Raw genomic sequence first — 17,142 nt, 5'->3', positions numbered from 1 at the left:
CGACGGGTTCGGGAGGAGGCCGCTGGGAACAGGACCAGCCCCACAGGCTGGCACCTCGCCCGGCGGCCCACCTCACGCTGAACCGTTGCCGGCCAGAATGAACGGGGTTGCAAGCGTGCTCCCGACCAAGCACCGTACGACGATGACTTCGGCACCCGCACCCGCACCCGCACCCGCACCCGCAGTACGCCCCTACGCCCCCGCCGACCGCCCCGCCCTCGACGACATCTGCATCCGCACCGCCCACGTCGGCCAGGACAGCCGCCCCCACTACGCCGACCCCAGCATCTTCCCGGCGATCTTCGCGGCACCGTACGTCCACCTGGAGCCGGACCTGGCCTTCGTGCTGGACGACGGACACGGACAAGCCGTCGGCTACATCCTCGGCACCGCGGACACGCCCCGTTTCGTCGAGGACTACCGGGCGAAGTGGCTGCCGATGGTCGCCGATCGGTACCCGGAGCCCAATCGGACCAGTGGACCGCCCCGCACCCCCGACGACCAGATCGTCCCCCTCCTCCACCACCCCGAACGCATGCTCGTCCCGGAGGTCGCCGCCTACCCGGCCCATCTCCACATCGACCTGCTCCCCGACCGGCAGGGGCGAGGCTACGGGCGCGCCCTGATGCGGACCTTCCTCGACGCCCTGCACAAGAAGGGCGTACCGGCCGTGCACCTCTCCATGCTCACCGCCAATACTCCCGCCCGGTCCTTCTACGACCGCCTCGGCTTCCACGAGATCGAGGTGCCGGGCGCGGAGTCGACGGAGGTCACCTACCTCGGGCGCGCGACAAGCCCTGACCCTCAATAAAGGTAGCCATGTACCGTATCCGCTGTGAGTGACGCACCGAAGGCCCCCTCCCCCACCCCCGGCTACCTCGTCTGGCGCCTCGCCAACAAGTGGCGTACCGCCGTCGACCAGGCCCTCGCGCCCCTGAACCTCACCCACGCCCAGTACGTCCTGCTGGCCTCCCTCAGCGGGATGGAACGTTCGGGCCGGCAGCCGAGTCAGCGGGAGCTCGCCGACTACACGGGGCTCGAGGCGCTGTACGTGTCGAAACTGGCCCGTTCCCTGGAGGCGGCCGGGCTCATCCGGCGTACCCGGGATGCCGAGGACACCCGGGTCGTGCGCCTGGCGCTCACCGAGGAGGGCCGTGAGACCGTGCGGCCCGCCATCGACGCCGTACAGCTGCTGCTCGACCAGCTGCTCGCCCCGCTCGGCGGGCTGGACGACCCGCGGACCGACGACTTCAAGCGCACCCTGACCGAACTCCTCGACACCCCCCTGGGCTGAGACCGACACGCCACTGGGCTGAGACGAGGAAAAGCCGGTGAGGGCGCCCCGTCCCCACGGAGCCCTCACCGGCTGGTCGAGCGGCGGAAGCCGTACGCGTCAGACGCGCGCCAGCTCCCGGTCCTCGTCCGGATCCGCGTCGCCGACCGTCTTCAGGTCGTCCTGCGTGCGAAGTCCCTCGCCCTCCACATCCACGTTGGGCAGGGCGCGGTCCAGCCACCTCGGCAGCCACCAGGCCTTCTTGCCGAGCAGCGCGAGCACCGCCGGGACGATCGCCATGCGGACGACGAACGCGTCGAAGAAGACGGCGATCGCGAGGCCGAAGCCGATCATCTTGATCATCGACTCGCTGGAGCTGATGAAGCCGCCGAAGACGGCCATCATGATGACCGCGGCGGCGGCCACGACCCGGGCGCTGTGCCGGAAGCCGGTCACGATGGCCTGGCTCGGCGACTCGCCGTGGACGTACGCCTCCCGCATGCGGGTCACGAGGAAGACCTCGTAGTCCATCGCGAGACCGAAGACGACGCCCACCATGAAGATCGGCATCATCGACATGATCGGGCCGGTCTCCTCGACGCCGATCAGGCCGCTCAGCCAGCCCCACTGGAAGACCGCGACCACGGCACCCAGCGCGGCGAGCACGCTGAGCAGGAAGCCGAGGGCCGCCTTCAGCGGGACCAGGATCGAGCGGAAGACCACGATGAGGAGGAGGAAGGCGAGGCCCACCACCAGGGCCAGGTACGGGATCAGCGCGTCGGTGAGCTTCTGCGAGAAGTCGATGTTCATCGCGGTGGTGCCGGTGACCAGGACCCTCGCGCCCGTGTCGGCCCTGACGTCGGCGCCCTGGTCACGGATGGCGTGCACCAGGTCCTCGGTCTGTACCGAGGACGGCTTGGAGTCCGGGATCACGGTGATCGTCGCGGTGTCGCCGGCCTTGTTGAACGTCGCCGGGGTGACCGTGACGACGTCCTTGAGGCCCTTGATCCCGTCGGTCACCGTGGTGGCCGCCGCCTTGGGGTCGTCGCTGTTCTTCGCGTCGACCACGATCATCAGGGGGCCGTTGAAGCCGGGGCCGAAGCCCTCCGACAGCAGGTCGTACGCCCGGCGCTGCGTCGTGGACGTCGGCTGCGAGCCGTCGTCGGGCAGGCCCAGCTCCAGCTGGGTGGCCGGGACGGCGATCGCGCCCAGACCGACCACGCCGAGCAGCAGCACGGCAGCGGGACGGCGGATGACGAAGCTCGCCCAGCGGACGCCCAGGCCGGGCTTGGCCTGCGCCGCCGACTTTTCGGGCGCCTCGGACTTCGCGGGCGCCTCGGACTTGTTGCCGCCACGCCGCTTGCGCTTCTCGCCCGTCGGGCGGACCTTCTTGCCCGCGTATCCGAGCAGCGCCGGGATGAGGGTCAGCGCGATGAGGACGGAGACCACGACCGTGCCCGCCGCCGCGAGACCCATCTTGGTCAGCATCGGGACACCGACGACCGAGAGGCCCGCGAGGGCGATCACAACGGTGAGACCGGCGAAGACCACCGCCGAGCCGGCGGTGCCGGTGGCCCGGCCTGCCGCCTCCTCGCGGTCGCGACCCTCGGCCAGCTCGCCCCGGTAGCGCGAGACGATGAACAGCGCGTAGTCGATGCCGACCGCGAGGCCGATCATCAGCGCGAGCGTGGAGGTGGTGTCGCCGAGGTCGAGCGCGTTGGCGAGGGCGGTGATGGTGGAGACGCCGATGCCGACACCGATGATCGCGGTCAGCAGCGGCAGTCCGGCCGCGACCAGCGAGCCCAGGGTAATGACGAGGACGACCGCGGCGATGGCGAGGCCGATGACCTCACCGATGGCCCCCGGCTCGGCCGCGGCCTGGAGGGCGTCGCCTCCGATGTCGACGGTCAGCCCGGTGGCCCGCGCCTCGTCCCCGGCCGCCTCCAGGGCGTCCCGGGTCGAGTCCTTCAGCTCCATGCCGGGGGTGTCGTACTTCACCGAGGTGTAGGCGACCGTGCCGTCCTTGCTCACGGCGTTCGTCGTGAACGGGTCGGTGACGGAGACGACCTCGGAACCGTCGCCCAGTTCCTCGACGGTCTTCGCGACGGTCGCCTTGTTGTCGGCGTCCGTCATCTTCTCGCCGTCGGGTGCCTTGAAGACGATGCGCCCGGTCCCCCCGTCGGCGCTGGCGCCGGGGAAACGCTGCTCCAGCAGGTCGAAGGCCTTCTGCGCCTCGGTGCCGGGGATGGAGAAGGAGGTGGTGCCCGGAGCGGGCGCGGAGGCCGCGCCGACGCCCGCGAGCGTCAGCAGGGCGACCCATATCAGGGCGACGAAATGCCGTCGCCGGAAGGCGAGCCGGCCGAGTTTGTAGAGGAACGTGGCCACGAGGGCGTACTCCCGGTCAGGTCGTGTGTTGTGCAGGGAAGGGGTGATCGGCCCGCTGGGGGGCAGGCGTGATCGTCCCGACGACTTGAGCGGTGACGTCAGGTGGTGACTGCGGGGAGGTCTCAGGTGGTGGGGACGCCGAGGGCGGGGAGGACGACGGCGTCGATGTACGAACGCAGGAATTCCTGCGTGGGGGGCAGCTCGTCGATGAGCGTGCGGGTGGCGAACGCGCCGACCAGCATGTGTACGACGTACTTGAGCGCGGGGCAGTCCGCCCGGAGCTCGCCACGGTCGACAGCGCGCTGCACGACTCGGTGGAACTCACCCATCTCGGGCTCGATGAGCAGCTCCCTGAGCGCCCGCATGAGGTCCGGATTCGAGTGGGCCGCCATGGCCAGCGCCCGCATCAGGTCGGAGTTCCGCTCCATGGTGCAGTCGTCCTCGCGTGACACGAGGGTGAGGAAGTCTTCCCGCAGGGAGCCGGTGTCGACATCGCCGATGGAACCCGGCTTGTTGTGCTTCATGGCCTTCGCGACCAGCTCGGCCTTGCCGCCCCACTGGCGGTAGAGGGTCGCCTTGCTGGATCGCGTACGGGCGGCCACGGCGTCCATGGTGAGGGCGTCGTAGCCGACTTCCCGGAGCAGTTCGAGCACGGCCGCGTACAGCTCGGCCTCGCGCTCGGGCGTGATCCGACTGCGACGCACCGTTGCGACCTCAGCCATCTGTCTCACCTTCCCACTCCGAACGACACGGTTTCGTACGTGACGAATGTAGCGCACTCTCAAGCGAAACGAAACTGTTTCGTTCGTGTTGCCCGTCACGCGAGGCGACCTCGCCCGGATTTTTTCATAAGTTGCCCGGGTCCATCCGGAGGAAAAGCATGGGGAGGTGAGCTATCTGCGCCTTCCGCATCTGAGCGGCGAACTGCTGTGCTTCGTGGCCGAGGACGACCTCTGGCTGGCCCCCCTCGACGGTCCCGGCCGCGCCTGGCGGCTCACCGTCGACCGCACCAAGGTCGGCCACCCGCGCTTCTCGCCCGACGGCCGCCATCTCGCGTACACGAGCTGGCGCAGTCTGGTCCCGGAGATCCATCTGGTGCCGGTGGACGGCGGGCCGGGCCGGCAGCTCACCCACTGGGGGTCCGCCGACACCCAGGTCTGCGGCTGGACCCCGAACGGGACGATCCTCGCCGTCGCCTCGCACGGCGAGCCCTTCTCGTACTTCACCTGGGCCTACAAGGTCGATCCCGACGGCGACCCCGGCCGCAAGCTCCCCTGGGGCCCGGTCTCCGACATCCAGGTCGCCGACCTCGACGGCGAGCGCAAGACCCTGCTCCTCACCGGCACCCCACCCCACGAACCGGCCGCCTGGAAGCGCTACCGGGGCGGGGCGATGGGCAGGCTGTGGCTGCACGGGGAGCGGCTGCTGGCCGACCTGCAGGGCCATCTCCACTCCCCCATGTTCGTCGGCGGCCGGATCGCCTTCCTCTCCGACCACGAGGGCATCGGCAACCTCTACTCGTGCGCGTACGACGGCTCCGACCTGCGCCGCCACACCGACCACGACGCCTTCTACGCCCGGCACGCGGCCAGTGACGGCACCCGGGTGGTGTACCAGTGCGCCGGCGATCTGTGGATCGTCGACGACCTCGCCGCGGACTCGGTGCCCCGCCGGCTCGACGTACGGCTGAGCGGGCCACGCGCGGGACGCCGTAGGTACCAGGTCCCGGCCACCCAGCACGTGGACGGCATCTCGGTCGACGAGACGGGCCGCGCGAGCGCCGTGGTCGTGCGCGGAAGCCTGTACTGGCTGACCCATCGTGACGGGCCCGCCCGCACCATCACCGACACCCCGGGCGTACGGGTCCGGCTCCCGGAGATGCTCGGCCCGGTCGGCCAGGTCGCGTACGTGACGGACGCGGAGGGCGAGGACGCGATCGAGGTCGCCTACCTCCCGAGGGCGACCGGGGACCGCGAGCCCCGGCGGCTCGCGTCCGGCGAGCTGGGGCGGGTGCTGGAGCTGGTATCCGACCCGCAGGGCGAGCGCCTCGCCATCGCCTCGCACGACGGACGGCTGCTGCTCATCACAGTGTCCGACGATGCGGCTACCGCCGCGGGGACGGAGGACTCCGACAGCGAGACCGAGGACTCCGACGGCGAGGTGACGGAGCTCATCCGCTCGATCAACGGGCCGGTGCGCGACCTCGCCTTCTCTCCGGACGGGGCGTGGCTGACGTGGTCGCACCCGGGGATCGGACGGTCACTGCGGCAGATCAAGATGGCGCGGATAAAGGACCGCCTGATCGTCGACGTGACCAACGGCCGCTTCGAGGACGAGAACCCGGTGTTCACGAGGGACGGCCGCTATCTGGCCTTCCTGTCCTGGCGCGGCTTCGATCCCGTCTACGACGTGCACACCGGCGACCTGTCCTTCCCGCTGGGCTGCCGCCCGTACCTGGTCCCCCTGTCCTCCGCCACGCCCTCCCCCTTCGCACTGAACCCGGAGGGCCGGCCCGCCGCCGGGGGCCTGGACCCGGTGGAGGAGGACGAGGGCGGCGACGGCACGGTGACCGTCGAGGTCGAGGGCCTGGCGAGCCGGGTGACGCCCTTCCCGGTCACCGCCTCCAAGTACTCGGCGCTGTACCCGGTCGCGGGCGGCGGCCTGGTCTGGCTGCGCTGGCCGATCTCCGGAGCGCTCGGCGAGACCTTCGCCAACCCGGACGACACCAGCGGCCGGCCGACCCTGGAGTTCTTCAACATCACCAAGGCGAAGAAGACCGAACTCGTCGAGCACCTCGACTGGTTCGCGGTCAGCGGCGACGGCTCGCGGCTGGTCGTCGTGGACGAGGGCGACCTGCGGGCGGTGCCCTCCAACGAGATCGGCGACAGCGACTCGACGGTCTGGATCGACTCACGGCGCATCCTGCACGAGGTCGACCCGGCCGCCGAGTGGCGTCAGGCGTACGACGAGGCCGGCCGGCTCATCCGCGCCTACTTCTGGGAACCCGGCATGTGCGGCATCGACTGGAACGCGGTGCTCGACCAGTACCGTCCGCTGGTCGAACGGGTCGCGTCCCCCGACGAGTTCGCGGACCTGCTGCGCGAGGTGCTCGGCGAACTCGGCACCTCTCACGCCTACGTCTCCGCCGCCCGCCGCAACGAGGGCCCGGCGCACTACCAGCGCCGCCAGGGCCTCCTCGGCGCCAACTTCGTCCGCCGGGACGACGGCTGGATGGTCAAGCGGATCCTGCCCGGCGAGTCCTCCGACTCCAAGGCACGTTCACCGCTGGCCGGCACGGGTATCCGGGAGGGCGCGGTGCTCACCCACGTGGACGGCCGTCCGGTGGATCCGGTGACCGGGCCCTACCCACTGCTCGCGGGAGCGGGCGGTACGACGGTGGAGCTGACGTTCACCCCGGCCGAGGGCGAGGGACGGGCGCGGCGCGTGGCGGTCGTCCCGCTCCTCGACGAGCGCCCCCTGCGCTACCAGGACTGGGTGGCCAAACGCCGGGCCGTCGTACGGGAGTTGAGCGGCGGACGCTGCGGCTATCTGCACATCCCCGACATGGGCGGCTCGGGCTGGGCCCAGTTCAACCGCGACCTGCGCATGGAGGTGTCCCGGCCCGCCCTGATCGTCGACGTACGCGGCAACGCCGGCGGCCACATCAGCGAACTCGTCGTGGAGAAACTGACCCGCCGCATCCTGGGCTGGGACCTGACCCGGGACGCCCAGCCGGTGTCGTACGCCTCCAACGCCCCGCGCGGCCCGGTGGTCGCCCTGGCCGACGAGGCGACCGCCTCGGACGGCGACATGATCACGGCGGCCTTCAAGCTGCTGAAACTCGGCCCGGTCGTCGGCCAGCGCACCTGGGGCGGAGTCGTCGGCATGACCGGCCGCCACCAACTGGGCGACGGCACGGTGATCACGGTGCCGATGAACGCGGCCTGGTTCGACGCGTACGGCTGGTCCGTGGAAAACCACGGCGTCATCCCCGACCTGGAAATCCAACGCACCCCACTGGACTGGGCAGAGGGCCGCCACGCCCAGCTGGACGACGCGGTGAAACTCGCCCTGGACCTCCTGGAGACCAACCCCCCGGCGACACCCCCGGATTACTCGAACGTCCCGAACCACTCAAGGCCCAAATTGCCCCCGCGCCTCTGATCGGGGGAAGGGCAGCTTCCCTTAGGGGCGCGGGGAACTGCGCGACCAGCCCCCACCGACCCGCACCCGACAACGCACCCCCAAACGCAAGCAAAACGTGGGGCACCCTTCCAAAGAAGGGCACCCCACGTTCAGAGGCCGAAGCCAACCGAAGCGTCAGGCGTCGTAGTCCTGCGCGAGGCGGTCCTCTTCCTCGCGCCGCATCCGCTCCGACTCCTCGTCACGCTCACGCATGGGGTCCTGCCCCTGGCGGCCACGCTCCCGGCCAGGCTCCTGGCCGCGCTCGCCGCGCTCGCCGCGCTCCCGCGCCTGCTGCGCCTTCTGCTTGGCCTGCTCCTGCCACTGCTCCGACTTGTCCTGGAACTTGTCCTTCATACCCATGTGGGTTCACTCCCGTGGTGGGTGGTTGCTGGGGCCCCTTGGCGGGGCCTCGACCAGATTCACATGGGCGGTCACAGCACGCATGTCGATCAGTCACGGTGCGTAGCGCGAGCCTCCTCATCGGCCGCCCCACCTGCACCGACGAGCCCGGTCCGCATGCCCTCCAGCCGGGTGGCGAACCGCCGCATCTCCCGTTGTCCGACGGTCCCGATGACCGCGGGCAGATACCCGCGCACCCCCTGCGTCCCGCGCAGCCACCACTGGCCGTACACATGGCTCGACCGGCGCTCGATCCCGGCGACGATCCGGTCCACCGCCGGCCCCAGCGGATACGTCTTGTTCGACGGCCACGGCAGCCGCTGCCGCAACTCCCGCATCACGTCGTCCTGATCGGCGCCCCTCACCATGTCGGTGTCGGTCCACGACAGGTACCCGACGCCCACCCGCACGCCCCTGTAGCCGACTTCGGCGCGCAGACTGTGCGCGTACGCCTCCACGCCCGACTTGGACGCGCAGTACGCCGTCATCATCGGCGCCGGCGTGATCGCGGCCAGCGAGGCGATCTGCAGCAGATAGCCCCGGCTTTCCATCAGCACCGGCAGGAAGGCCCGCGCGGTCACCGCCGATCCGATCAGGTTGACCTCGATCACCCGCCGCCAGGCCACGGGATCGGAGTCGACGAAGGGACCGCCGGTGGCGACACCCGCGTTGGCGACGACGATGTCGACCTTCCCGAACCGCTCCTTGACCTCCTCGGCGACCCGGGCCATCGCCTCGTGGTCGGTGACGTCGGCGTACCAGTGGGCGCTGTCGCCGTGCAGCCGCTCGGCGACCTGCTTGAGCGCGTCCGGCTCCAGGCCGACCAGCGCCACCTTCGCGCCGCGCGCGGACAACTTCCGGGCCAGCAGCTCCCCGACGCCGCGCGCGGCTCCGGTGACGACGGCGACCTGTCCTTCGAGGCTGACCCTGGTCATGCGCCCTCCTTGATGTGCGCGTACGTCGCGACGAGTTCACGGATCTTCCCGGTGACCGGCTCGGGCGCCTCGACCGGTGTCATGTGGCCGATGCCGGGCAGTTCGGCGAGGCCCATGCAGTCGGGCAGTGCGGCGGCCAGCGCGCGGGCCTGCACCGGGGGCGTCAGCCGGTCGGCCGAGCCGACCAGGACGGCTGTCGGTGCCGTCAACGCCCGTACGCCGTGGTCGAGATCGAGCAGGCCGAGCACCTCCGACCAGGCGTGCCGCACCGTGCGCGGACAGGCGTGCACGATCCGGGCGCAGGCCTCGACCATGTGCGGGGCCGAACCGGCGCCCATCGTGCCGTACTTGAGGATCCGCCGGGCGAGCGGTGTGACCGGCCCGAGCGGGGCGCGCGAGCCGAGGAGCCGCTTGGTCAGCGCGGTCCGCAGCCGGCCCGCCCGGATCGGTATCACCAGCGACTCGGCGACCAGCCGTGACGAGCCCGTGCTGCACAGCAGGACGGCCGCCGCGTGCTCCCGGACACCGGCCCTTCCGGCGGCGGCCAGCACCGTCATCCCGCCCATGGAGTGACCGGCGATCACGGCCTTCTCCCCCGGCGCGAGGGTCGCTTCGAGTACGGCTTCGAGGTCGTCGGCGAGGGCGTCCGTACTGCAGGCGGGGCTCGCCGGGCTGCGTCCGTGGCCGCGCTGGTCGTAGGCGATCACGCGGTGGTCGGTGGCCAGTTCCCGTATCTGGGCAGCCCAGAAGGCGGTCGAGCAGGTCCAGCCGTGGACGAGGACGACGGCCGGGGCACCCTCGGGTCCGTGCGCCTCGACGTGCAGACGGGCGCCGTCGGCGGAGACGGCGGTGAGTTCGCGGGCGGGGACGGGCGGGGCGTAGGGGCCGGAGGAGACGTGGAGAAGGCGGCTCATGCGCTGACCTCGGCCTGCTTCACGGCTGACGTCCGCAGCACCTCGTACTCGCTCAGCTCCACCCGCCGCGTCGCGCGCCGGAACTCGGTCGTGGTCCCCGGCCAGATGGTGGTGTTGCGGCCGTTCGCGTCCAGGTACCAGCTGTCGCAGCCGGTGTTCCACACCGTGCGCTTCATGCGCTCGTGCACCCGCCGGTTCCACGCGTGCAGGGCGCTCGGGCGGGCGTCGAGGGCGACCCGGCCGCCGAGGACGCCCAACTGCCGCACGAAGTCGGCCATGTAGTTCAGCTGCGACTCGATGATCAGGATCATGGACGAGGTCCCGAGGCCCGTGTTGGGCCCGATGACGGTCACCCAGTTGGGGAATCCGGGCACCGAGGCGCCCCGCAGCGCCGCCATCCCGTCGCCCGCCGCCCAGGCCTCGGCGAGCGTACGGCCGTCCGCGCCCACCACCCGGTCGGCGATCGGCATGTCGGTGACGTGGAAGCCCGTACCGAAGACGATCGCGTCGGCCTCGGCCTCGGTGCCGTCGGCGGCGACGAGGGTCAGGCCGCGGATTTCGCTCAGGCCGCTCGCGACGACATCCACATTGGGCCTGGCGAGCGCCGGGTAGTACTCGCTCGACAGCAGGATCCGCTTGCAGCCGATGCGGTAGTCGGGCGTCAGCCTGGCGCGCAGGGCCGGGTCCTTGATGGAGCGGGCCATGTTCCGCCTGGCCACCGTCTCGACCAGGCCCAGTTCGTCGGGGCGCTTGGTGAACAGCTGGACCTGCAATTCCCGGATGCCCCACAGGAGTCCGCGCCTGAGCTGGCCGGTGAAGGGCAGCCGCCGGTGCAGCCCGCGCTCGGCCCCGCTGATCGCCCGGTCGACGCGGGGCAGCACCCAGGGCGGGGTCCGCTGGAAGAGGGTGAGCTTCTCGGCGAGGGGCTGGACGGCCGGCACGATCTGGATCGCGGAGGCGCCGGTGCCGACCATGGCGACCCGCTTGCCGCGCAGGTCGTAGTCGTGGTCCCAGCGGGCGGAGTGGAAGACCTTGCCGGGGAAGGTGTCGAGCCCCGGGATGTCCGGGATGCGCGGATCGGACAGCGGACCGGTGGCGGAGACGACGAAGTCCGCGGAGAGCGGGCCGGCGGCCGTCTCGATGTCCCAGCACAGCCGCTCCGCGTTCCAGGTCATCGTCTTGACCTCGGAGTCGAAGCGGATGTGCGGGCGCAGCCGGAAGACGTCGGCCACGTGCTCCAGGTAGGCGCGGATGTGCTGCTGCCCGGAGAAGGTGCGCGGCCAGTCGGGGTTGGGTGCGAAGGAGAACGAGTACAGGTGCGACGGCACGTCACAGGCGCACCCCGGATAGGTGTTGTCCCGCCAGGTCCCGCCGACACCGCCGGCCCGCTCCAGGACCACGAAGTCGGTGACACCCTCGCGCCGCAGCCGCACGGCGGCCCCGAGTCCGCCGAACCCCGACCCGATCACCGCCACCCGGACATGTTCGTGCTCGTGCTCGGCCATCCCGAAGCCTCCACGCATCGCCATGAACTCCGCCAGTGAACACTGGCGCAATGGGGAGAGTAGAGCAGCTCCGTACTGATGGGTAGGGGCCGCGCCGACGAAAGTTACCGCGGGTACGACATAGGCTGCGCACGTGACGGAGAAGCGCGAATACCGCATGGAGGAACTGGCACGACTGGCCGGCATCCCCGTACGCACCCTGCGCTTCTACCGCGAACGCAAACTCATCGCGCCGCCCCGCCGCGAGGGCCGTATCGCCTGGTACGACGACCACCACCTGGCCCGCCTGCGCACCATCGCGGCGCTGCTGGAACGCGGCCACACCCTCAGCAGCATCGCGGAGCTGGCGGAGGCCTTCGAACACGGCCGCAACGTCGGCGAACTCCTCGGCGTGGACACCCCCACCGAGGAGGAACCGGTCCGCCTCACCCCCGAGGAACTCGCCGCCCGCTTCGAGGGCGAGGTCACCCCCGAGAACTTCGCCGCCGCCCTGGAGCTCGGCTACCTCGGCACCGACGGCGACGAGATCGTCCACATCAGCCGCCGCCTCCTGGACGTCTCCTCGGCCCTGGTCCGCGAGGGCATCCCCCTGGCCGAGGTCCTCGACGCGGGCAAACGCGTCCGCGAACACACCGACGCCCTCGCCGAACTCTTCGCCGACCTGATCCTGCGCCACGCCCCCGCGGAAGACCTCCCACGCCTGCGCCCGCTGGCACGGAGCGTGGTGGAGGCGGAGCTGTCGCTGGCGATGGACCGGCGGATGCGGAAGCGGGACTAGAGGTCGTAGACCACGGTCACCGGCGCATGGTCGGACCACCGCTCGGCATGCGTGGCCGCGCGCTCGACGTACCCCTTGACCGCCTTGGCCGCGAGACCCGGCGTCGCCACTTCGTAGTCGATGCGCCACCCTGAATCGTTGTCGAAGGCCCGCCCCCGATACGACCACCACGTGTACGGCCCGTCGACGTCCGGATGCAGCGCCCGCACGACGTCGAGGTACCCGCCCTCCGCCGGGTCGAAGACCCGCCCCAGCCACTCGCGCTCCTCCGGCAGGAACCCGGAGCTCTTCTGGTTCGCCCGCCAGTTCTTGAGGTCGGCCTGCTGGTGGGCGATGTTCCAGTCGCCGCAGACGAGGACCTCGCGGCCGTCGGCGGCGGAGCGCTCGCGGAGGTCCTTGAGGTAGGCGAGGAACTCGTCCATGAAACGGACCTTCTCGTCCTGGCGCGTGGTGCCGACCTCGCCGGAGGGCAGGTAGAGGGAGGCGACGGTGACGCCGGGCAGGTCGGCCTCGACATAGCGCCCGCTGCCGTCGAACTCGGCCGAGCCGAAGCCGACCCGGACGCGGTCCGGCTCGCGGCGCGTGTAGAGGGAGACGCCGGCGCGGCCCTTCGCGGCGGCGGGTGCGTGGACGACGTACCAGCCGTCGGGCGTACGGACGTGCTCGGGCAGCTGCTGCGGCTCCGCGCGCACCTCCTGGAGGCAGAGCACGTCGGCGGAGGTCTCCGCGAGCCACTCCACGAAGCCCTTCTTCGAGGCGGCGCGCAGTCCGTTCACATTGGCTGAAGTCACAGTGAGCACCCCGGCACGATACCGGCACACTGGACCGAGTCCTTGTTCGAGTATGAATTAATATACGGTGATCAGTATGAATATCCGCCGCGTCCCCTTCGACCACCCGGACGCCGTCAAGCTCAACGACCAGGTCCAGGCCGAGTACCACCTGCGCTACGGCGACGGCGGCGACGCCACGCCCCTGGACCCGTCGGACTTCGACCCGCCGAACGGCGTTTACTTCATCGCGTACGACGAGGACGGCACCCCCGTCGCCACGGGCGGCTGGCGCTGCCAGGACACCAACGGCGAGGGCAACCTGGACGGGGACGCCGAGCTCAAGCGGATGTACGTCATAGACGCGATGCGCGGCCGCGGCCTCGCCCGCCGCATGCTGGCCGCGCTGGAGGAGGACGCCCGCGCGGCCGGCCGCAGACGCATGGTCCTGGAGACCGGCACCGAGCAGCCGGAGGCGATCGCCCTCTACACGTCCAGCGGGTACGAGCCGTGCGGCAAGTTCGGCTACTACCGGCACTTCGAGTCGAGCCGGTGCTTCGCCAAAGAGCTGTAACGCCGTAGCGCCGCCCAGTCGTCATGAGGCTGCCGCCGCCTGGACGGCGGCAGTCACTCAGCCCCGGCGGCTTCCTCGGCGATCTGCTCGAACCGTGCCCCCATGGCCTCGGAGAGGGCCCGGGCCGCCGAGAGCGGGCGGACCATGACCATGAAGTCGTCGATCCTGCCGTCCTCGTCGAAGTGCAGGAAGTCGCAGCCCGTGAGCTGCTTGCCGTCGACGGTCGCGGTGAAGACGAAGGCGTGGTCGAGCCCGTCGGGGTTCGCGATCTCCCGGGTGTAGGTGAGGTCTTCGAAGACCTGCGACACGGCGCGCAGGATCGCGGCGGTGATCGCCCTGCCCTCGTACGGCTTGAAGACGACCGGACTGGTGAAGACGACGTTCTCCGCCAACAGGGCGGCCACCGCGTCCATGTCAGCGGTCTCGACGGCTTTCCGGAAGGGATGCATGAGATCCTCCACCTCTCCCCTGATACCCACTTGGACTTGATACTCACTTTTTTGATTAATCAACGGGATGCTAGCATCGGATCATGGCTCTGCGTCATGCGGTGATGGCCGCACTGCTGGAGGGCGAGGCGTCCGGGTACGACCTCGCGAAGGGATTCGACGCCTCGGTCGCCAACTTCTGGACGGCCACCCCTCAGCAGCTCTACCGGGAACTGGAGCGCATGGAGAGCCAGGGGCTCATCTCGGCCCGCGTCGTCGAGCAGGAGCGGCGCCCCAACAAGCGGCTCTTCACCCTCACCGAAGCCGGTCTCGAGGCCGTGCGTGCCTACACCGCCGAACTCCCCGGCAAGCCGACGGCGATCCGGGACGAGCTGATGGTGAAGGTCCAGTGCGTCGACGCCGGCGACACCGAGGCCGTACGCGCCGCGATCGCCGAACGCATGGAGTGGGCCACGGCCAAGCTGGCTTCCTACGAGCGTCTGCGCCGGCGCCTGCTGGACGGACGGACCGAGGACGAGTACGTCACCACCGCCGAGCGCATCGGCCCCTACCTCACCCTCATGCGGGGCATGGCCTTCGAACGGGACAACCTGGAGTGGGGCAAGCTGGCCCTGAGGCGGCTGGAACAGCGCGCCTCGGCCGCCAACGGGCGGGCCTGAGAGGGCGATTGGCGAGGCGGAACACAAAGATCCCGCCCGATCGGTCAGATCGGACGGGATCTCGTCAACTGCCCCCGGGTTACCCCGGAACAGTCGTTGCGGTGGACCTGTGGGGATTTGAACCCCAGACCCCCTCGATGCGAACGAGGTGCGCTACCAGACTGCGCCACAGGCCCTTGCAACGAGTGAAACTCTAGCATCCCCGTCCGGGTGCTTGGAAATCCGTTCCCGGGCTGGTCAAACACCTCGGGTTACTCGTTCGCGGCCCGCGGCCGGTCCCCGTCCTCGTACTGGTCGAACAGCGGCGTACGGCCACGCTCACGGGCGCGACGGGCGGAGGCGGCGCGACGGGCGTCACTGCGACCGTCGGCCGCCGGTTTGTCGTCCGCGTCGGCGGCCTGTTCCTCCGCTCCCGCGTCCCGCGCCCCGGGCCGCGCCTCCTGCTCGGGCGTGACGGCGCTGGACCGCGCCGAACTCCACGCGTCCGGCGCCCCGAGGTCCACGTCGGAGGTGGCCCGCGGAGCGACCGGCGCGGTCACGTACGTCGGCAACGGCACCGGCACCGGGTCCCAGCTGTCACCGTGCGCGGGCCGCTGCTGGCGCTCCCGCTGCTGGTCCACCCACTCCGCGTGGTCGGTCTGCTCGACGAGCGCACGCCGGTCCGCGGCGAGCGCCGACATCCCGGGGTCCGTCTCCGGCTCAGGGCCTTCGTCCGGCTCCTCGGAGTCGGCGCCGGCGTCGACGGCGGCGCGGCGGCGGGGCTGGCGGGTGCGCTCGCGCAGTCGCTGCGCGGCGGCCTCGGCCTGGCGCCGGTCCATCTGGTAGGCGAAGCGTCTGCGCTCCTGGGAGCGCAGGTACGCGATGTACCCACTGAGCAGGACCGCGGGCACGCCGGGCGCCCACAGGAAGGCGAGCCCGCCGACCGCGGCGACGATCGCGCCGAGCGAGAAGGCGATGAAGAGCATGACCGTCGTACGCCGTCGGCGCGCGAGCACCTTCGTACGCCGGGCGCGCGCCGCGGCCGCTTCTTCGGAGGGCGTGCGCCGGGGACCCGGTACGCGCTTGCGCGCGGGCGGCGCGCTGTCGGATGCGCGCGCCGGTTCGCGCACCTGCTCACGAACCTGTTCGCGCTCCGGTTCACGCGCTTGCTCACGAACCTGTTCGCGTACCTGTTCCGACCGTGCGGGCGCCTGTGCCTGGACCGTTGCTTGTGTCTGTGGCCGGGTCGGAGGCATGGCGAAGGCCCGGACGTCCACCGAATCGGTGACCGCTCCCGGGTCCACGGCGCTGGGCTCCCCCTCTTCGGTGGAGCGCGCCCGCAGGTCCTTGGCGTATCGGCGCTCCATCCCCGCCCGTCCGGACAGCAACCGGATGGCTGTGCTGAAGCGTTCCGTCGGACGGGCCTCGTTCAGCTCGTCCTGCCTACGGAGCCACATCGGCACCAAGTAGGCGGCCCAGGCCCCGACAATGACTGCGTAGATGAGGCCGCTGCTGCTCACGCCTCACACGGTAGAGGGGTTTGCGTGAGGCCATCTGCCAATTGAGCCGGTGTGTCGCACGATCTGGCTGATATTTCGAGCTTTTTTTGTGACCGATGCGATCAACAGGTCGCCCAGGTAGCGAATTCAACGCCCCGAGGCGGTCATCCGCCGATCAATTTCGAACACTTATTCAATTTCCTGGCTATGCGGGATTGTCGTGGGGCGTGCTCCTGGATCGTGCCCGCTGCCAGCGCCTCAGCAACCCGTCGGGCACCTCTTCCGCGGTGAGTGCGAAGACGAGGTGGTCGCGCCAGGCGCCGTCGATGTGGAGATAGCGCGGGCGCAGCCCCTCCTCGCGGAATCCGAGTTTCTCCACGACCCGGCGACTGGGCCCGTTCTCCGGGCGAATGCAGACCTCGATGCGGTGCAGACCGACGGCTCGGAAACAGTGGTCCACGACGAGCGCCACGGATGTCGGCATCACTCCGCGGCCGGCCACCGACTCGTCGACCCAGTAACCGACATGGCCCGAGCACATCGAGCCCCAGGTGATTCCGGCGACCGTCAGCTGTCCGACCAGTCGCCCCTGGTACTCGATGACGAACGGGAGCATCCGGCCCGCGTTCGCCTCGGCCCGCAGATGCCGGACCATCTGGCGGTAGGTCGGCCGGTGCGCGATGGGCCCGCTGGGCGTGGGCGGCGGGATCGTCGCCTCCCAGGGCCGCAGCCAGTCCCGGTTGCGCCGGTTGACCTCGCGCCAGGCCCGCTGGTCGCGCATCTTTATCGGCCTCAGGACGACATCGCCGTCCACGAGCACGACGGGCCAGGATGGGCT

Annotated in this window: 16 protein-coding genes and 1 tRNA gene; 6 read left to right on the top strand and 11 right to left on the bottom strand. The window is 70.6% G+C overall.

Annotation, left to right across the window (positions count from 1 at the left end; all coding sequences use genetic code 11):
- Nucleotides 1-142 precede the first annotated feature (142 nt).
- Nucleotides 143-811: a GNAT family N-acetyltransferase gene (locus AC5P09_RS24225; protein WP_493875890.1), complete on the top strand. Its 669-nt coding sequence runs from the start codon at nucleotides 143-145 to the stop codon at nucleotides 809-811.
- Between the two features lie 24 nt (nucleotides 812-835).
- Entirely contained in the window at nucleotides 836-1,294 is a 459-nt protein-coding gene (locus AC5P09_RS24220) for a MarR family winged helix-turn-helix transcriptional regulator (RefSeq protein WP_493875889.1), read from the top strand.
- A 99-nt stretch (nucleotides 1,295-1,393) separates the two neighbouring features.
- Here AC5P09_RS24220 and AC5P09_RS24215 read toward each other — a convergent pair whose 3' ends face one another.
- Both AC5P09_RS24215 and AC5P09_RS24210 read right to left on the bottom strand, forming a co-directional pair.
- Nucleotides 1,394-3,658, bottom strand: coding sequence for an MMPL family transporter (locus tag AC5P09_RS24215; protein WP_493875888.1), 2,265 nt, complete (start codon nucleotides 3,656-3,658; stop codon nucleotides 1,394-1,396).
- A gap of 122 nt (nucleotides 3,659-3,780) precedes the next feature.
- A complete protein-coding gene (locus AC5P09_RS24210; protein ID WP_493875887.1) occupies nucleotides 3,781-4,380 on the bottom strand; it encodes a TetR/AcrR family transcriptional regulator in 600 nt (199 codons plus the stop codon).
- 166 nt (nucleotides 4,381-4,546) lie between these two features.
- On the opposite strand from AC5P09_RS24210, the gene AC5P09_RS24205 reads away from it, so the two are divergent.
- The gene (locus AC5P09_RS24205; RefSeq protein ID WP_493875886.1) at nucleotides 4,547-7,822 is read left to right on the top strand and encodes a S41 family peptidase; all 3,276 of its coding nucleotides are present in this window, start codon (nucleotides 4,547-4,549) and stop codon (nucleotides 7,820-7,822) included.
- Between the two features lie 156 nt (nucleotides 7,823-7,978).
- Here AC5P09_RS24205 and AC5P09_RS24200 read toward each other — a convergent pair whose 3' ends face one another.
- From AC5P09_RS24200 to AC5P09_RS24185, 4 genes are all read right to left on the bottom strand, one after another.
- Nucleotides 7,979-8,203: a hypothetical protein gene (locus AC5P09_RS24200; RefSeq protein WP_493875885.1), complete on the bottom strand. Its 225-nt coding sequence runs from the start codon at nucleotides 8,201-8,203 to the stop codon at nucleotides 7,979-7,981.
- Between the two features lie 89 nt (nucleotides 8,204-8,292).
- Complete coding sequence (locus AC5P09_RS24195) at nucleotides 8,293-9,177, bottom strand: SDR family oxidoreductase (RefSeq protein ID WP_493875884.1); 885 nt, start codon at nucleotides 9,175-9,177, stop codon at nucleotides 8,293-8,295.
- Complete coding sequence (locus tag AC5P09_RS24190) at nucleotides 9,174-10,091, bottom strand: alpha/beta fold hydrolase (protein WP_493875883.1); 918 nt, start codon at nucleotides 10,089-10,091, stop codon at nucleotides 9,174-9,176. Before AC5P09_RS24190 ends, AC5P09_RS24195 begins: the two co-directional genes overlap by 4 nt.
- Entirely contained in the window at nucleotides 10,088-11,596 is a 1,509-nt protein-coding gene (locus AC5P09_RS24185; RefSeq protein WP_493875882.1) for a flavin-containing monooxygenase, read from the bottom strand. Before AC5P09_RS24185 ends, AC5P09_RS24190 begins: the two co-directional genes overlap by 4 nt.
- A gap of 133 nt (nucleotides 11,597-11,729) precedes the next feature.
- On the opposite strand from AC5P09_RS24185, the gene AC5P09_RS24180 reads away from it, so the two are divergent.
- A complete protein-coding gene (locus AC5P09_RS24180; protein WP_493875881.1) occupies nucleotides 11,730-12,374 on the top strand; it encodes a MerR family transcriptional regulator in 645 nt (214 codons plus the stop codon).
- Here the strand turns inward: AC5P09_RS24180 and AC5P09_RS24175 are convergent.
- Nucleotides 12,371-13,174 carry an exodeoxyribonuclease III gene (locus tag AC5P09_RS24175; RefSeq protein WP_493875880.1) on the bottom strand — a complete coding sequence of 268 codons (804 nt, stop codon included), beginning with the start codon at nucleotides 13,172-13,174 and terminating at the stop codon, nucleotides 12,371-12,373. The genes AC5P09_RS24180 and AC5P09_RS24175 overlap by 4 nt on opposite strands.
- A 67-nt stretch (nucleotides 13,175-13,241) precedes the next feature.
- Here AC5P09_RS24175 and AC5P09_RS24170 point away from each other — a divergent pair, with 67 nt between their 5' ends.
- Nucleotides 13,242-13,718, top strand: a complete 477-nt coding sequence (locus tag AC5P09_RS24170) for a GNAT family N-acetyltransferase (protein WP_493875879.1) — start codon at nucleotides 13,242-13,244, stop codon at nucleotides 13,716-13,718.
- A gap of 53 nt (nucleotides 13,719-13,771) precedes the next feature.
- Here the strand turns inward: AC5P09_RS24170 and AC5P09_RS24165 are convergent, their stop codons facing one another.
- Nucleotides 13,772-14,167: a nuclear transport factor 2 family protein gene (locus tag AC5P09_RS24165; protein ID WP_493875878.1), complete on the bottom strand. Its 396-nt coding sequence runs from the start codon at nucleotides 14,165-14,167 to the stop codon at nucleotides 13,772-13,774.
- A gap of 83 nt (nucleotides 14,168-14,250) precedes the next feature.
- On the opposite strand from AC5P09_RS24165, the gene AC5P09_RS24160 reads away from it, so the two are divergent.
- Complete coding sequence (locus AC5P09_RS24160) at nucleotides 14,251-14,826, top strand: PadR family transcriptional regulator (protein WP_493875877.1); 576 nt, start codon at nucleotides 14,251-14,253, stop codon at nucleotides 14,824-14,826.
- A 102-nt stretch (nucleotides 14,827-14,928) separates the two neighbouring features.
- Here the strand turns inward: AC5P09_RS24160 and AC5P09_RS24155 are convergent.
- The 3 genes from AC5P09_RS24155 to AC5P09_RS24145 form a co-directional block, all read right to left on the bottom strand.
- A tRNA-Ala gene (locus AC5P09_RS24155) sits at nucleotides 14,929-15,002 on the bottom strand.
- A gap of 75 nt (nucleotides 15,003-15,077) precedes the next feature.
- Nucleotides 15,078-16,325 carry a divisome protein SepX/GlpR gene (gene sepX / locus AC5P09_RS24150; RefSeq protein WP_493875876.1) on the bottom strand — a complete coding sequence of 416 codons (1,248 nt, stop codon included), beginning with the start codon at nucleotides 16,323-16,325 and terminating at the stop codon, nucleotides 15,078-15,080.
- Between the two features lie 184 nt (nucleotides 16,326-16,509).
- Nucleotides 16,510-17,124: a GNAT family N-acetyltransferase gene (locus AC5P09_RS24145; RefSeq protein ID WP_266438176.1), complete on the bottom strand. Its 615-nt coding sequence runs from the start codon at nucleotides 17,122-17,124 to the stop codon at nucleotides 16,510-16,512.
- Nucleotides 17,125-17,142 lie beyond the last annotated feature (18 nt).

It is taken from the genome of Streptomyces sp. a15, from assembly GCF_059026085.1.
Note: the sequence above shows the minus strand (reverse complement) of the source record. Positions and strands in the feature narration are given on the sequence as shown.

What these genes read in the sequence shown, in the direction of transcription:
- AC5P09_RS24225 (WP_493875890.1), top strand. Translation starts at nt 143, where the DNA reads ATGACTTCGGCACCCGCACCCGCACCCGCACCCGCACCCGCAGTACGC.
- AC5P09_RS24165 (WP_493875878.1), bottom strand. Translation starts at nt 14,167, where the DNA reads ATGCATCCCTTCCGGAAAGCCGTCGAGACCGCTGACATGGACGCGGTG.
- AC5P09_RS24190 (WP_493875883.1), bottom strand. Translation starts at nt 10,091, where the DNA reads ATGAGCCGCCTTCTCCACGTCTCCTCCGGCCCCTACGCCCCGCCCGTC.
- AC5P09_RS24160 (WP_493875877.1), top strand. Translation starts at nt 14,251, where the DNA reads ATGGCTCTGCGTCATGCGGTGATGGCCGCACTGCTGGAGGGCGAGGCG.
- AC5P09_RS24185 (WP_493875882.1), bottom strand. Translation starts at nt 11,596, where the DNA reads ATGGCCGAGCACGAGCACGAACATGTCCGGGTGGCGGTGATCGGGTCG.
- AC5P09_RS24195 (WP_493875884.1), bottom strand. Translation starts at nt 9,177, where the DNA reads ATGACCAGGGTCAGCCTCGAAGGACAGGTCGCCGTCGTCACCGGAGCC.
- AC5P09_RS24210 (WP_493875887.1), bottom strand. Translation starts at nt 4,380, where the DNA reads ATGGCTGAGGTCGCAACGGTGCGTCGCAGTCGGATCACGCCCGAGCGC.
- AC5P09_RS24170 (WP_493875879.1), top strand. Translation starts at nt 13,242, where the DNA reads ATGAATATCCGCCGCGTCCCCTTCGACCACCCGGACGCCGTCAAGCTC.
- AC5P09_RS24200 (WP_493875885.1), bottom strand. Translation starts at nt 8,203, where the DNA reads ATGGGTATGAAGGACAAGTTCCAGGACAAGTCGGAGCAGTGGCAGGAG.